The sequence below is a fragment of the Paenarthrobacter nitroguajacolicus genome, from assembly GCF_029952445.1.
Taxonomy (GTDB): Bacteria; Actinomycetota; Actinomycetes; order Actinomycetales; family Micrococcaceae; genus Arthrobacter; species Arthrobacter nitroguajacolicus_B.
In genome coordinates, this window is the sequence record NZ_JAQPPK010000013.1 from 106,583 (window position 1) to 121,219 (window position 14,637).

Annotated in this window: 16 protein-coding genes and 1 tRNA gene; 9 read left to right on the plus strand and 8 right to left on the minus strand. The window is 62.6% G+C overall.

Features of this window, described 5'->3' with window-relative positions; all coding sequences use genetic code 11:
• Position 1 precedes the first annotated feature (1 nt).
• Positions 2–1,351: an MFS transporter gene (locus PJL15_RS11555; protein WP_281451286.1), complete on the minus strand. Its 1,350-nt coding sequence runs from the start codon at positions 1,349–1,351 to the stop codon at positions 2–4.
• A gap of 46 nt (positions 1,352–1,397) precedes the next feature.
• Positions 1,398–2,156 (minus strand): LamB/YcsF family protein, encoded by a 759-nt coding sequence (locus PJL15_RS11560; RefSeq protein WP_281451287.1) that lies wholly within the window; start codon positions 2,154–2,156, stop codon positions 1,398–1,400.
• Between the two features lie 109 nt (positions 2,157–2,265).
• Here PJL15_RS11560 and PJL15_RS11565 point away from each other — a divergent pair, with 109 nt between their 5' ends.
• On the plus strand, positions 2,266–2,964 hold the full coding sequence (locus tag PJL15_RS11565; RefSeq protein WP_281451288.1) for a GntR family transcriptional regulator: 699 nt from the start codon (positions 2,266–2,268) through the stop codon (positions 2,962–2,964).
• Here PJL15_RS11565 and PJL15_RS11570 read toward each other — a convergent pair whose 3' ends face one another.
• On the minus strand, positions 2,965–3,690 hold the full coding sequence (locus PJL15_RS11570) for a LysR family transcriptional regulator substrate-binding protein (RefSeq protein WP_281451289.1): 726 nt from the start codon (positions 3,688–3,690) through the stop codon (positions 2,965–2,967).
• A gap of 33 nt (positions 3,691–3,723) precedes the next feature.
• Here PJL15_RS11570 and PJL15_RS11575 point away from each other — a divergent pair, with 33 nt between their 5' ends.
• Positions 3,724–4,173 carry a DUF5997 family protein gene (locus tag PJL15_RS11575; protein ID WP_281451290.1) on the plus strand — a complete coding sequence of 150 codons (450 nt, stop codon included), beginning with the start codon at positions 3,724–3,726 and terminating at the stop codon, positions 4,171–4,173.
• 54 nt (positions 4,174–4,227) lie between these two features.
• Here the strand turns inward: PJL15_RS11575 and PJL15_RS11580 are convergent, their stop codons facing one another.
• On the minus strand, positions 4,228–4,608 hold the full coding sequence (locus tag PJL15_RS11580) for a VOC family protein (protein WP_281451291.1): 381 nt from the start codon (positions 4,606–4,608) through the stop codon (positions 4,228–4,230).
• Between the two features lie 121 nt (positions 4,609–4,729).
• On the opposite strand from PJL15_RS11580, the gene PJL15_RS11585 reads away from it, so the two are divergent.
• Positions 4,730–5,284 carry a hypothetical protein gene (locus tag PJL15_RS11585; protein ID WP_281451292.1) on the plus strand — a complete coding sequence of 185 codons (555 nt, stop codon included), beginning with the start codon at positions 4,730–4,732 and terminating at the stop codon, positions 5,282–5,284.
• Between the two features lie 67 nt (positions 5,285–5,351).
• Here the strand turns inward: PJL15_RS11585 and PJL15_RS11590 are convergent, their stop codons facing one another.
• The 3 genes from PJL15_RS11590 to PJL15_RS11600 form a co-directional block, all read right to left on the minus strand.
• Entirely contained in the window at positions 5,352–6,854 is a 1,503-nt protein-coding gene (locus tag PJL15_RS11590; RefSeq protein ID WP_281451293.1) for an APC family permease, read from the minus strand.
• Positions 6,855–6,877: 23 nt separating this feature from the next.
• Complete coding sequence (locus tag PJL15_RS11595; RefSeq protein WP_281451294.1) at positions 6,878–7,744, minus strand: universal stress protein; 867 nt, start codon at positions 7,742–7,744, stop codon at positions 6,878–6,880.
• An 85-nt stretch (positions 7,745–7,829) separates the two neighbouring features.
• Entirely contained in the window at positions 7,830–9,203 is a 1,374-nt protein-coding gene (locus PJL15_RS11600; RefSeq protein ID WP_281451295.1) for a flavin monoamine oxidase family protein, read from the minus strand.
• 108 nt (positions 9,204–9,311) lie between these two features.
• Here PJL15_RS11600 and PJL15_RS11605 point away from each other — a divergent pair, with 108 nt between their 5' ends.
• The 6 genes from PJL15_RS11605 (at position 9,312) to PJL15_RS11630 (ending at position 14,126) form a co-directional block, all read left to right on the plus strand.
• Complete coding sequence (locus PJL15_RS11605; RefSeq protein WP_281451296.1) at positions 9,312–10,016, plus strand: TetR/AcrR family transcriptional regulator; 705 nt, start codon at positions 9,312–9,314, stop codon at positions 10,014–10,016.
• Positions 10,017–10,095: 79 nt separating this feature from the next.
• Positions 10,096–10,302, plus strand: a complete 207-nt coding sequence (locus PJL15_RS11610; protein ID WP_281451297.1) for a DUF2945 domain-containing protein — start codon at positions 10,096–10,098, stop codon at positions 10,300–10,302.
• Positions 10,303–10,306: 4 nt separating this feature from the next.
• Positions 10,307–11,503 (plus strand): NAD(P)/FAD-dependent oxidoreductase, encoded by a 1,197-nt coding sequence (locus PJL15_RS11615; protein WP_281451298.1) that lies wholly within the window; start codon positions 10,307–10,309, stop codon positions 11,501–11,503.
• Between the two features lie 55 nt (positions 11,504–11,558).
• The gene (locus PJL15_RS11620) at positions 11,559–12,197 is read left to right on the plus strand and encodes a LysE family translocator (RefSeq protein ID WP_281451299.1); all 639 of its coding nucleotides are present in this window, start codon (positions 11,559–11,561) and stop codon (positions 12,195–12,197) included.
• Between the two features lie 92 nt (positions 12,198–12,289).
• On the plus strand, positions 12,290–13,417 hold the full coding sequence (locus PJL15_RS11625; protein ID WP_281451300.1) for an L-talarate/galactarate dehydratase: 1,128 nt from the start codon (positions 12,290–12,292) through the stop codon (positions 13,415–13,417).
• A 10-nt stretch (positions 13,418–13,427) separates the two neighbouring features.
• Complete coding sequence (locus PJL15_RS11630; RefSeq protein ID WP_281451301.1) at positions 13,428–14,126, plus strand: FadR/GntR family transcriptional regulator; 699 nt, start codon at positions 13,428–13,430, stop codon at positions 14,124–14,126.
• 79 nt (positions 14,127–14,205) lie between these two features.
• On the opposite strand, the gene PJL15_RS11635 is transcribed toward PJL15_RS11630, so the two are convergent.
• Positions 14,206–14,288 (minus strand) — tRNA-Leu (locus tag PJL15_RS11635).
• Positions 14,289–14,637 lie beyond the last annotated feature (349 nt).

Sequence of the window (14,637 nt, forward strand, 5' to 3'; positions counted from 1 at the left end):
GTTAAACCGCCGGCTGTGAATGGGCCGCCTGCAGCAAGCGCTCTTCTTCTTCGGGCTGCGGGTCGCGGCCCAGGACCATGCCGACGATCGTGACAATGGCAGCAAGAAGGAGGTATCCGGCGATGAGATACCAGCCGTGGTTTGCTGCGCCGTAGAGGGCTGTGAAGATAATCGGGGCAAAACCGCCTCCGATCACACCAGCCAAGGTGTAGGCAAGGGAACTCCCTGCATAGCGGAGATGGGCCGGGAACTGCTCGGTGATAAACGCAGCCTGCGGCCCGTACATGAAAGCGTGGAGGGCCAAGCCGATAACGGTGCCGATAGTCAGCACGGCCACAGACCTTCCCTGGATCATGACGAAGAAGATCGGGATGAAGACTGCTGTCGCGACAGCACTGATGCCATATACCCAGCGACGGTTGAAGCGGTCTGTGAGAGCGCCGGCTGCAGGAATGAGGAACAGCTGGAAGGCGGAGCCGATGAGAATCGCTGCGAGGACGTTGCCAGTGGTCATGCCCAGTTCCTTGGTGGCATATACATAGAGGAACACAGTGAAGAGTCCGTAAAGGATATCGGGGCAGACACGCGACAGTGCGGCTGCAATAAGGGCCCGGGGCTCCGTTGTGAAGACGTCCTTAATGGGTGCCTTGGGTCGCTCGCCTTGGGCCTGGATGGCCTTGAAGACCGGCGTCTCTTCCAATTTCAGACGTATGACCAGTCCGAAGATAACCAGAAGTGCCGAGGAGAGGAAGGCTACGCGCCAGCCCCAGGAGAGAAGTGCGCTTTCAGTCAAGGTAGCAGCGAGGACTGCGAGTACACCGTTCGCCATCAGATTGCCGGCGGGTGGGCCGATCTGCGCTGCCGAAGACCAGAAACCGCGCTTGTTGGGATCTCCGAATTCACTGGACAGCAACACGGCACCGCCCCACTCACCACCTACGCCGATGCCTTGAGCCAAGCGAAGGAGCACCAGGAGTGCGGGCGCAGCGGCCCCTATGGCCGAGTAGTCGGGCAGCGCCCCGATAAGGACGGTGGCAACACCGATGAGGACCAAGGTGAAAACGAGGACGTACTTGCGGCCGATCTTGTCACCGAGGCGACCAAAGATCACGCCGCCGATAGGCCGGGCGAAGTACCCAACGGCGTAGGTGGAGAAGGAAAGAATGAGCGCTACGAAGTCGTCTCCTGCTGGAAAGAAGATCTTCGGAAAAATCGCAGCCGAGGCCACGGAGTAGATCGCAAAGTCGTAGTACTCCAGCGACGTGCCGGTGAGGCTGGCGACGTACGCCTTGAGTGCGCCGGGCGGTGGCTTCCTTGTCACGGCCTTGGCTGCGTTGTTGGTGCTGGTCATGATGTCCTCCGGGGGGATGAGGGATGGTGCGGGCGCCCGGGATGGGCTAAAGGAACGAGCCGACAGTGACGCCGGCCTCGCCCAGAGCGGACTTCACAGCGGTGGCCATTGCCACGGCACCGGGTGAGTCACCATGTACGCAGATGCTCTCCGCGCGGAGTTTCAGGATGGAGCCGTCAATGGTCCTGACGGATTGTTCGGTGGCCATCCGCAGGACATGTTCGGCCACTTCTTCTGGGTTATGAAGGACGGCACCCGGTTGGGAACGGGAAACCAAGGTTCCGTCAGGGTTGTAGGCGCGGTCAGCAAACGCTTCGGATACGCCCCGAAGCCCTGCCTGCTCGGCAAGACGCAGGACTTCGGAACCGGGAAGGCCGAGAATCGGGAGGTTGGGGTCAACCGATTTCACGGCATCAACCACGGCACGCGCTTGGGCCGTGTGCTTGACGATCGCGTTGTACAGGCCACCGTGGGGTTTCACGTACTGGACACGAGCGCCGGAAACAGCTGCCAGGGCCTGCAGCGCACCGATCTGGTACACGACGTCGTCCGCGAGTTCCATGGGGTCGATATCCATGAATCGGCGGCCGAACCCCGCGAGGTCGCGGTAGCCAACATGCGCGCCAATTACGACGCCGGCCTTGGCCGCCTTCGCGCAGGTACTGCGGATAACGCTGGGGTCACCGGCGTGGAATCCGCAAGCCACGTTGGCACTGGAGACGGACTCAAACATGGCGGCATCGTCGCCGAGCGTCCAACGTCCAAAGGACTCTCCGACGTCGCTGTTCAGGTCGATGATTGCCATGATGTGATCCCTGCCTCGTGATGCGCGTTACATCAAGCATGCATCAATCTGCTGGATTGTTCAACAATCCAGCGATCCCAATTTTCGGCAATCGTGTAATTTTGGATTCATGGCCGGTGCAGATCAGGATTCAAGCGAACATGCAGGCCTCGACGGCGCCCGTGCCCGCATGCGGCTCAGGGTTCCCTCCGTCGCCGAACGGGTGGCCGAAGAACTCCGTTATCAACTGGCCGAAGGCTTCCTTGTTCCTGGATCCAAACTGACTGAGGCCACCATTGCGGAGGACCTGGGCGTTTCCAGGAACACCGTTCGGGAGGCCTTCGCCGAGCTTGCTGCGGAGCGCCTGCTCCTGCGGCAACCCAACAAAGGGGTCTTCGTGGCCACGTTGGAAGCCGGCGACATCCACGATGTCTACACTGTCCGCCGCGCCATCGAGGTCAGCTCGATCCGCGCCGGCGGCTCCCCCGAGGGGATAGCCGCCGTCAGGGCCGCCGTCGACGAGGGAAAGCGGGCAGCAGCCGCCGATGACAACGAAGGACTCGGCAGCGCCAACCAGCACTTCCACGGCGCAATCGTGGCCTTGGCCGAAAGCAACCGGCTGAACACGATCATGGCCCAGATCCTGGCGGAGATGCGGCTGTATTTCCACAAGGCCACCATGAACGCACACTTCTACAGCGACTGGCTCCAGGAAAACGAGCAGATCTGCTCAGCCTTGGAAGCGGGCCAGTTGGAGCGCGCCGGAGACTTGCTCCTTGCCTACCTCAACCGCTCAGAACAGCAGCAGGCCGCAATCCACGGCGAATAGCTAGCGCTTGCCCTTCTTCCGCGACCCCTTGCCGCGGCCCTTGTCCGGGTTGGGTGCATAACGCTGCGCGACGGCGGGCTTTTTGGGGCCACCTCCGCGGCGATCCGGCTTGGGCGCCTTCTTGGGCTTCTCCTGTTGTGCGGACGGCTGGCGTGAGCTCTGGGCAGTCCGGCCGCGAACGATTCCAATAAACTCTTCGATCACCGGCGAGTCCGTCCCCACGGGCCATGCCAAGCCGATCTGTGTTCCGGGCGCACCCGTCAAACGGCGCATGACAGTGTCTTTGGCGTTAAGGTGCCGGGCGACCGACATGGGCATGATCACCAGCCCGGCGCCGGAAGCAACCACTTGGAGGGCCATGTCGGGGCCACCCATTTCCTCGATGTCGAGAAAGTTCTCCTCGGCCAGGTCCTCCAGGGCCACTTCCTCGAACACCGAGATCTCATGGCCCTTGGGGGCCACAACCACCGGCTGCTCTTCGTACAAGGGGATAATGTTCAAGCCTTCGCGGTCCACGGGCAACCGAACGAAGCTGAGGTCAGCCGACCCGTCACGCAGTACCGAGACCTGGGCGTCGTCGTCGGACATGAAGGAGTGCAACGGGAAGTTGGGCATGCGCTCTTCCCACCGGCGGATCCATTTCCCGGGAGTCACACCTGCAACATAGGCGAAGCGGAGACCCGCTAGGGGTTCGGTTGTTTCGGCGGAATCTTCAGCGTCTGGCACACACTCACAGTACCGGCCAGATACCCTTGAAGCATGACGTCCTCGAACTCCCAGTCCATGAAGCCGGCAACAGTTGCCAAGAAACTCGGCATCTACCTGCCCGCAACACCCCAGGAGTTCCAGGATTCGTCCATCTCCCGCGAAGAATTCGCCGAACTCCAGGCCAACCCGCCGGAGTGGCTCGCCGAACTCCGCCGCAACGGCCCGCACCCGCGTCCCGTCGTGGCGCAAAAACTCAACGTCTCCATCAGCGGCCTGGCCCGTGGCGGCGTAGAGGATGCACTCACGACGGCGGAAATCACCGAGCTGCTGCAGGCTCCCCCGCAGTGGCTGGTCACCGAGCGCGCCACCCACGCGGCCGTCCGTTCCGAGGCCCAGCGCGTGAAGGACGAAGCGGCCAAGAAGGCGGCCACCAAGGAAGCCAGGGACAATGCCGCGGCCAAGCGCGATGCTCCCAAGACTTCGAAGCGGGACCACGCATAACGTTTTGAAAGGTGTGGCCGGGGACCCAGGTTCCCGGCCACACCTCTTTAACGGCTAATCCTGGTGGAGCTGGACGAAATTGCCGCACCCGTCGTCGAAAACGGCACTGATCCCGGACGGGTCCTCCGCCGGCTCGCCCTTGAAAGTCACGCCCGCAGCCAACAAGCGCTGGTATTCGGCCTGGACATCCGGAACGCCCAGGACCACCGCTGGCATCCCGGCCTCATAGACGGCGTTCATGTAGTTCGCGCCGATGGGGTTGTCGCTGGGTTCCAGGAGCAGCCCGGTTGAACCCGTGTCCGCACCGGGATCCTTGATGATGAAGAGGTTGTACTCCGGCATGGCCATCAGGGTCTCGAAGCCCAGCGTCTCCGTGTAGAAAGTGTGGGCTGCTGCCGGGTCCTTGACGTGGATGCTGCACATTTTCAGTCTCATGGTGCCTAGGCTACGCCGGAGGTGCGACAGGAAGTACCTCCCCCGCGCAGCACCCCTCGCGTCCACTCACGCGCTGGCGCATACTGAATTCATAGCAGCGAATTCGCCTGGAGGTGGTCCGATGCCCGCAATGATGCTCCTGTGGGGCGTTGCCCTGGTTCTTGCAACGGCGGCAACCACGTACGTCCTGCACAAAAAACTGACTCATGGACGCGGGCCTGAGCCGGACGGGCTTTTTTGGGACTTGTTCGCCGGGCTGGTGGTCATAGTGCCCGCTGTCTTGGTTCCCTCCGTGCAATGGCCGCCCGCCGGGATCATCATGGTTTTCCTCTGCGTCGCCGTCGCGGCAGCGACCTTCGCCGGCTCCCGCAAAGTGGAACGGGCCCATGCGGCCGAGCCTCGTCGTCGAGCAGGATATCCAGACGACGCTGCCCGCCACCAAAGCATCCTGGCCCAGTGGAGCCGCTATGAACTGGATCCCGGCCGGGCCATAGACTTTCCGGCCATGACGGACGTGCGCGCGCAGGAGACGGCAGAGCTGACCCGGGCCATGCGTGAGGCCGAATATTGCCGGGTGACAGCCGGCACCGACTACCGTGCCGCCGTCGAGCATCTCGCGGAGGCCCTCACGGCGGCCGAGCGCGCCGCGGGCGTCCCAATCCCCGCGCCGAGGTGACAATTGATGACAATCCCAGCGCGTGGAATTGTCATCAAATGCCAACTGGGCGAGCGGGCAAAGGAGCCTACAGAACCTTGCCCTTGAAGAACTCGGGCCGCAACCGGTACATCACCAGCATGACCACCACGCCCAGCAGGATCACACCCATCCCCAGCACGAACACCAGGCCCACGCCGCCAACGGATGAGCCCGACCCGTATTCGGGATCCATCGAGTCCATGGCCGTCTTCACGAACATCACCAACAGGATCACACCGCCCAACAGGGGTGCCAGGAACTTGAAGAAGAACGCCCGGATCCCGCTGAAAGCCGAGGCACGGAAGAACCACACGCAGGCCAGGGCAGTGATGCCGTAGTAGAAGCAGATCATCATGCCAAGGGCGGTGATGGTGTCCCACAGCGCGTTCTCTGACACCGTCCGGGTAATCACGTAGAACGCGGCCGCGGCAATGGCTGCGGCGATCGTGGCGAAGCTCGGCGACTTGAACGTGGGGCTGATCCGGCCGAAGCGCGGCGAGATGGCGCGGTAGTGGCCCATCGCCAGCATGGTTCGGGCCGGTGAAACGAACGTGGACTGCAGGGACGCTGCGGAGCTGCTCAGGATTGCCAGCGACATGAGGATCGCGAAAGGACCCATCACCGGACCAGCCAAGACGGCGAAGATGCTGGACTGGTTCTCCGGGTTGCCGGCACCCAGTCCGGTCTCGCCGACGCCGGCGAAGGACAGGGTAGCCAAGGCAACCGTCATGTAGATGATCACGATGACAAGCACGGTAATGGTTGCAGCACGTCCGGGGGTCTTCTCCGGATCCTTGGTTTCCTCGTTCATGGTCAGGGTTACGTCCCAGCCCCAGTAAATGAAGATCGAGAGGGACACACCCGCAGCGAAGGAAGAGAACGAATCCACGGCGAATGGGTTGAACCAGTCGGGGGAAATGGCGGTGGCATCAAAGGCCGTGCCGTTGGCAACATGGGCGAAAGCCGAGACAGCGAACCAACCAAGAACCAGCAACTGGAAGGCCACCAGCACGTACTGCACGCCCTTGGTGGTTTCCATGCCCCGGTAGGAAATCCAACATGCCCCGGCGATGAACACCAGGGTGGTGGCAATGTTCAGCGGCAGGATCTTGCTCAAATCAGCAAAGGACGGGTTGCTGAAAATCTGTCCCAGCATCAAGTAGAAGAAGTCCACGGCAACCGCCGCCAGGTTGGACAGCACAATGATGGTGGCCGCGATCAGTCCCCAGCCTCCCATCCAGCCGATCCAGGGTCCAAAGGCGCGCGTCGCCCACGTGAAGGAGGTTCCGGCGTCGGGCATTGCGTTGTTCAGTTCGCGGTAGCCGAGCGCCACCAGCAACATGGGGATAAAGCCCACCAGGAAGATAGCGGGCAGGTGCACGCCTACCTCGGACACGGTGGGGCCAAGGGCTGCGGTCAGCGTGTAGGCGGGGGCGATGCAGGAAACGCCGATCACGACGGCGCCGATCAGGCCCACCGATCCGGCTTTCAGTCCCTTTTCACTCAGGGTTGGTTCTTTCGACTGGACCGTCTTTGGTGCAGTAGACATGGGTATTGCCTCTCAGGCGATTGCTAGGAGCTTTGACGCGTGTAATCGCGGGGAACCACGATCATGGGGACGGGCAGGGCCCGCAGGATCCGGTTGGCGGTGCTGCCAAGGAACGTCGCCCGGTGTTGGGCAAGGCGGCTGGAGCCGATGAGCAGGATTTCGCCGTCTTCCCAGTCGAGCCTTTCCACGGCTTCTTCGATGGTCCGGCCCTGCGCGACCACGATTTCCGGCTCGGGCAGCGGCGCGTCCGGGGAGGAATTTCCGACGGCGGCCAAACGGTCGGCGGCATGCATCCAGGCGGCGTCGGCCAGCGTCAGCGAGTTGCCGCCGTCGAGCGCCAACAGGGAGACGAGCCGAAGCGGCAGGTGCCGGTCCCGCGCGGACTCGACAGCGACGTCGAGCAGTTGGTCTGCGCCGGGGCGCGTCCCGAAGCCGCAGCTCAGGCGCGTGATGGCGTCGGTGCGCTGGTAGCCGTGCGGGGCAAGTGCGACTGGAACGGGCGAGGAATGCAGCAGCGAACCCGCCACCGAACCAATTGTGAACCGTTTGAGGAGGCCGCCGTTCGTAGCGCCAATGACCAGTGCGGCGGCTTCAAACTCAAGAGCCGCGTCAATAAGGGCCTGCGCTTCGGAATCACCCCGGCGGATGTGTGCGCGGGCGGTGACGTCGTCCGGGACCAAGGCGAGACCCTCATCAAGCCAGCGCTGTGCTTGGTCGTTGAGGATGTCGTTGTAGCCTGCCTCGGGCGGATAAACGGCGTTGAACGGGGAGTCCTCCGGGATCACCAGGACCAGGTCCAGGCTCGCGTCCTGGTTCCGGGCCATTGCGACGGCAAGGTGGACGGCGTCGTGCCCCCTCGCGTTGGCGGTGTAACCAACTACGTAGCGCATGGTGGTCCCTTTCAGTACTTAAACAGTGCAGCCGGCAGGCCGGGGAATGGCGCTCCCCCGGCCTGCCGGTGTGGTTTCACGGCGATTAGACGGTTACCGACGCCAGCTTGTTGACTTCGACGATCCGCGCGGCAGTCGCCTGGCCCATGCGGACTGCGCCGTCGACGTGCTGGTAGCCCTCGGCCGCGAGGTCCGATGAGGACCAGTAGATCGGACCGACGTTGGCGTGCTGGTCCTTGCCGTAGCGGTGCAGGCCACCAAGGTCGTAGCTGGAAGCGTACGCGCCGCGGGTCCATTCTTCGGAGCCCCAGTCGGATTCGTAGTAGACCTCGGGCGTGAGGGCCTTCTCTCCCAGGAATCCGGCGATGGACTCGAGGACGGCCTTCTTCCGGTCTTCGGCGCTGAGCTCGAAGACGGCGTCGGCTTTTTCGTCGGAAATGAAGCCCACCAAGGTGCCGCGGGTGTCTCCGTGGTTGGTGTTGTCGTAGACCTCCTGGACCAGCGCGCCGGCGCTGAAGCCGGTGCCGGAGAGTCCGTCTTCGCGCCAGAACGGGGTGCTGTACACAGCGTGGACCTTGATGACCAGGCCCAACGACTGGTGCTGGTGCATCTGGTGCTGGCGGCGCGGAAGCGGCGGGTTGAAGGAGACGCGGGAGTACAGGTTCGGTGGGACAGCCATGATCACGTAGCGGGCGTTGACGGTGGCCTGCTCCGAAACAACCGTGACGCTGTTGTCGTCCCAATTGATGGTGCGCACCGGGCTGTTAAGTACGACGTCGGAACCCAGCTCTGCTGCCTGCAGCAACGAAACCTGCTGCATCCCGCCGATGACGCGCTTGTCCAGGATGAAGTCCTCGTCCGTCAGGTGCGTGAAGGAGCCGGCCGAGGCCGCCATGAGGACTGCCTGCAGGGCAGAGAAAGCGTGGGCGGGCTTGGTGAGCATGCCACCGGCGATGAAGAGGCCGATGTTGTTGCAGGCCTCCTCGTCGCTGGAGTTCTGGCGGAGCCAATGGTGGAAGGAGATGGTGTCCAGTTCGCGGGCCTTGGGGTGTGCCCAGGGTTCGGTGGGGCCGATCTCGGCAGCAAGTTCGTCCAGGATGGCCACGAGCTTGTCCATCTCGGCCTTGGTGGTTTCGTTCACCGGGAAGGTGTCACCGGTGTACTGCGTGCGCTTGCCGTCAGCGCCGATGTAGACGGACTCGCCGTCGCGGTAGCGCGGGTACATTTTCAGGCCGAGCTCGTCCAGCAGCTCCATGAGGGCCGTCTGGTCCGGGGAAACCCACTGGCCGCCGATCTCCAGCATGGCGCCGTCGATGGTGTCCGTCCAGGTGCGGCCGCCTACGCGGTCGCGTGCTTCAAGCACTGCGACGCTGAGTCCGGCCTTCTTCAATTCGCGTGCCGCCGTCAACCCTGACGGTCCGGCACCGACGATCACAACGTCGCGATCAAGATTCTGCATGATGTCCTCTCCGTGGCCGTCCGTTGGTGGCTGACCAGTAAATGAATGCCATTCATTTATCTCCATAGTAACTGCTGAGTGCGTGGCTGGGAAGACCCGGGTGGAATAATGCTGGGGACACAGGCAGCAGAAAGGCTTCCGATGCCCGCACCCACCCCCGCCCCATCCGCCACCTCCCGCCGTCGCGCGGGCCGACCAACGGCGGCGGTCCTGGACCAGGACGGCATTACGACGGCGGCGCTCCAGTTGATCAGCAGGAAGGGTTACGACGGACTCACCATGGCCGGGCTGGCACGTTCGCTGGGGGTGGCCCCTTCCGCCCTGTATAACCACGTGTCTTCCAAGGACGACGTCCTGGTGCTGCTCGAAGACCACTTGGCCGCGATGGTGGATGTGTCGGCGTTCGGGGTAGAGCCTTGGGATGTGGCCGTTCGGCAATGGGCTTGGTCCTACCGCGATGTATTTTCCGAGCACACTCCCTTGATTCCAATCATTGCCGTGCTGCCCGTGGCCAACGCACCCAAGACCCTGGCCATGTATGAGGCCGTGACTGCCGGGTTCCGTGAGGCCGGATTCCCCGAGGAACGGATCATCTCCGCAATCGTGGCCCTTGAAGCGTTTGTGTTCGGTGCCGCTTACGACGTCACGGCACCAGAGGACATCTTCGACGCCGGCAACCTCGCCGACCAGGTTCCCAACTTCACGGCAGCTGTGGACCGCCTGGCTTTGGAGAAGCACGAGCGTCCGACCGATGTTGCTTTCAGCCTGGGGCTTGAGGCGCTGATCTCTGGATTTGGGACGCTGCGGGGGTAGTCCTATCGCCAAATGATCATCATGCTTACTATTGTGGATCACCCGAAGCCGGAGAGTGACCCCACCCCGAGGAGCAGAAATGGCGTTAAGCAAGGGAACCCGCGTGGAATGGAACACCTCCCAAGGCAAAACACACGGGAAGATCGTGGAAAAGAAGACCAGCGACTTTGAGCTGGACGGGAACACCCACAGGGCCAGCGAGGATGAGCCTCAATACGTGGTGGAATCGGAAAAGACCGGCGCCCGGGCAGCGCACAAGGCTTCCGCCCTGACGGAAAAGAAGTAGCACCATGGTCCGACACCACGAGGTGCTGATCATCGGCGGCGGCAACGCGGGGGTTTCCCTGGCGGCCCGATTGCAGCGTTACGGACTCAAGGACATAGGCCTCGTGGAGCCCAAAACCCATCACCACTACCAGCCCTTGTTTTCCCACATCGCCGGCGGCAGGGCCGAGTCAAAAGAGGCCATCCGGAGCCAGGAGTCCGTCATGCCCAAGGGCATTGACTGGATTCGTGACGAGGCTATCGGCGTAAACGCGGGCACCAACTCAGTCTCGCTGGCCTCTGGTTCCGAGGTCAGCTATGGCAACCTCGTGGTGTGCCCGGGGCTGCAGTACCACTGGGAGGACATTCCCGGCCTGTCCGAGGCGATGAATTCTCCGTACGGCTCCTCCCACTACGAGTTCGAACTCGCGACGAAGAGCTGGGCGCTCTTAAGCAGGGTGACATCAGGCACCGTGGTGTTCACCATGCCTTCCGGTCCCATTAAATGCGGTGGTGCCAGCCAAAAGCCGATGTACCTGGCTTGTGACTACTGGAAACAGAAGGGCGTCCTCGACCGGATCCGGGTTGTCATGGTCCAGCCGTACCCTACCGTTTTCGGAATTCCCGAGGTGGACAGGGAGCTGGACCGCAAAATCTCCGAGTACGGCATCGAGCTGCGGACAAACAGTGAACTGGTGGCGGTTGACGCCGGAAACCGGCGGGCCACCATCCGGAACAACGCCGCGAACACCACCGAGGTGCTGCAGTATGACGTCCTGAACGCGGTGCCACCGCAGGCGGCACCGGATTGGCTCAGAGCAACGGACCTACCGGCGCCCGGCGACCCGCACGGATTCGTAGAGGTGGACCCGCAAACCCTCCGGCATCCGAGGTACCCGAATGTATGGTCGCTGGGGGACGCCGCAGCCACCACCAATTCCAAATCCGGCGGTGCATTACGAAAGCAAACCAAGGTCCTGGCGAAAAACCTTGCATCAAGCCGCAAAGGCCAACCACTTACGCAGAAGTACAACGGCTACTCCGTATGCCCGTTCACGGTTTCCCACAACACGGTGGTCTTTGCCGAGTTCGATGACCAGTACAAGCCGATGCCCACCATCCCCAAGGTTCCCACCTGGAAGGAAAGCCGTCTCTCCTGGTGGGTGGACCGTGAAATGTTCCCACAGGTTTACTGGCGGCTGATTCTCCGTGGGCGTGCCTAAAAGACCCTGCTGTCCGCTACATTTGACGCACAGCCGCTCGATAACCGGAGTTCACATGCTTCCCGTGACAAACGCCTGGACGTTCGCCCTCGCCGCTTTTGCCCTGATCGCCATTCCCGGGCCGAGCGTGCTGTTCGTGATCGGCCGGTCACTATCGCTGGGCCGCAAGGGCGGGCTTTTGAGCGTCGTGGGCAATGCCTTGGGAATGATTCCTGCCATAGTGCTGGTGTCCCTCGGGGTTGGTTCCATCGTGGCGGAGTCCATAGTCGTTTTCAGCATCATCAAGTTCATTGGGGCCGGTTACCTGGTTTATCTCGGGATCCAGGCGATCCGCCATCGAAACGACCACACGGAGACGGCCGCATCCCCACAGACCCACCCGTCGTCGTTCCGGCTCCTTCGCGAAGGATTTTTTGTCGGTATCACCAACCCAAAGACGATCGTGTTCTTCGTTGCGGTACTTCCGCAGTTCGTTAGCTATGGGCACGGCATGATTCCCCTGCAAATGGCGGCACTCGGCATGATCTTCTTCGGGATAGCCCTGGCGAGTGACAGCATTTGGGCACTCTCGGCCAGCACGGCCCGGGCATGGTTCGCCCGTAACCCGAAACAGCTCTCACGCATGGGTGCAGGAGGTGGCGTGATGATGATCGGCCTCGGGGGTGCCCTCACACTCGCAGGCAACAAGAGCTGACGGTTCAGCGCCAGGCGGGCTTGCCGCCGTCGCCGACTCTTGTATCACAAGTTTTTAACTTGTATCCTAAGTAAAACTACTTAGGAGAGCCATTGAGCACCGTCGACCTCGTCCGCCACGTCAAGCTGTCCACGGCGCGTCTGCCCCTCGCAGTCCCCATCAGCGACGCCAAGGTCTTTACCGGCCGCCAAAAGCCGATGACCGAAGTCGTGTTCCTGTTCGCGGAAATCACCACAGAGCAAGGCCACAGCGGTATTGGCTTCAGCTATTCCAAGCGTGCCGGTGGTCCCGCACAATATGCCCACGCCAAAGAGGTCGCCGAGGGCATCATCGGCGAGGACCCCAACGACATCGGCAAGATCTACACCAAGCTGCTCTGGGCCGGCGCCTCCGTTGGCCGTTCCGGTGTTGCTACCCAGGCCCTCGCGGCGATCGACATCGCGCTCTACGACCTCAAGGCCAAGCGTGCCGGACTCCCCTTGGCCAAGCTGCTGGGCTCCTACCGCGACTCCGTGCAGACCTACAACACTTCCGGAGGCTTCCTCAACGCCACGCTGGAGGAAGTCAAAGCCCGCGCGACGCAGTCCATCGAGGAGGGCATCGGCGGCATCAAGATCAAGGTGGGCCTGCCTGACTCCAAGGAAGACCTCCGCCGCGTCGCCGGAATACGGGAGCACATCGGCTGGGATGTCCCGCTCATGGTGGATGCAAACCAACAATGGGACCGCGCCACCGCCCTGCGCATGGGGCGGCAGCTTGAGGAATTCAACCTCATCTGGATCGAAGAACCGCTGGATGCCTATGACTTTGAGGGGCACGCGCACTTGGCCCACCTGCTGGACACGCCTATTGCCACCGGCGAAATGCTCGCATCCGTCGCCGAACACAAAGGCCTCATCAGCGCCAACAGCTGCGACATCATCCAGCCCGACGCTCCCCGCGTAGGCGGCATCACCCAGTTCCTGCGCCTCGCGGCCTTGGCTGATGAACGCGGCCTCGGCCTGGCCCCGCACTTCGCCATGGAAATCCACCTGCACCTGGCTGCTGCCTACCCGCGCGAGCCGTGGGTTGAGCACTTCGACTGGCTCGACCCCCTGTTCGAGGAGCGACTGGAGACGAAGAATGGCCGCATGATCGTTCCGGACCGCCCCGGATTGGGAGTCACACTGAGCGAGCAGGCCCGCACCTGGACCACCGAATCCGTGGAGTTCGGCGCGTAATCTTGAACCCATGAGCCGAAACCTGACTGCGGATCTCGCCGCCGACCTCCGCAACCGCATCGTCGACGGCGCCATCCAACCAGGCGAGAAGCTCCCCAGCGAAAACACCCTCATCGGCGAATTCGGGGTTAGCAGGACGGTGGTCCGCTCCGCCCTGACCCGCCTGCAGGCCGAGGGGCTTGTTGAAACCGAACGTGGGCGGGGCAGCTTTGCCCTGACTCCGCCCGCGGACGGTCCGACCCAAGCCCCGGGGACCCGGCCAGTATCCAGCATGGAGGAAAGGCTCCAGATGCTGGACTTCCGCATCGGCGTCGAAGCCGAGGCGGCCTCCCTCGCCGCGAAGAACCACAGCGAACGGCAACTCAAAGCCGTCCACGGCGCCCTGGAACAGTTCACCGCGAATGTCACCCATCCCGCGCACGCCATGAAGGCCGACTTCGAATTCCACAGGGCCGTAGCCGCAGCCACGGGCAATCCCTTTTATACGGACTGCATTTCAGCCCTCGGCCAAACCATGATCACCATGCCCCGTCCGCGCCTCGTCGCCGGAAATGACCAGGAAACCCGCGAACGCTTCGACCAAGTGATCCACGAGCATTCCTCTATCTACGCAGCAATTGCAGAGGGCGATCCTGTGGCTGCCGCAGCAGCAATGCGCCTTCACCTCAGCAACTCACGACGCCGGCTGGCGGGTTCCGCACGCGGCTGACCGTTGCGCACGGCTCACCCAACTGGGTGCTGAGACAAAAAAGAGCCCCAGTCCTAAGACCGGGGCTCTTTCGATTGCGTGCGCGAGGGGGGATTTGAACCCCCACACCCTTTCGGATACTGGCACCTGAAGCCAGCGCGTCTGCCGTTCCGCCACTCGCGCGCAACTTCTTTTTCCGGACTTCCACTGGTCTCCCAGCTTCGTTTCCTTCAAAAGCAGCGAGATCAAGCATAACGGACATGCGGAGGAAAACACCAATCGGGCCGCAAGCAAGGCTCCTAAGGGACGGTGGAGCCCTTGGATACCGCCTTGTTTCGTGGGATTTTGACCCCCCGCGAGCCCCGCCAGCAAGGGCCGGGGCCGAACTTTTTCGAGCCGCAAGGCGTTGTGGATTAAGGCCATTCCCAGTCAGTCCCAGTAGTATCGGGAAGTGGAAGGGCCGCAGGGCGCTCACTTTGGTGTGTGCACGGACGGGCCTATCGCAGGACTATCGGATCAGGCACAACGGGTG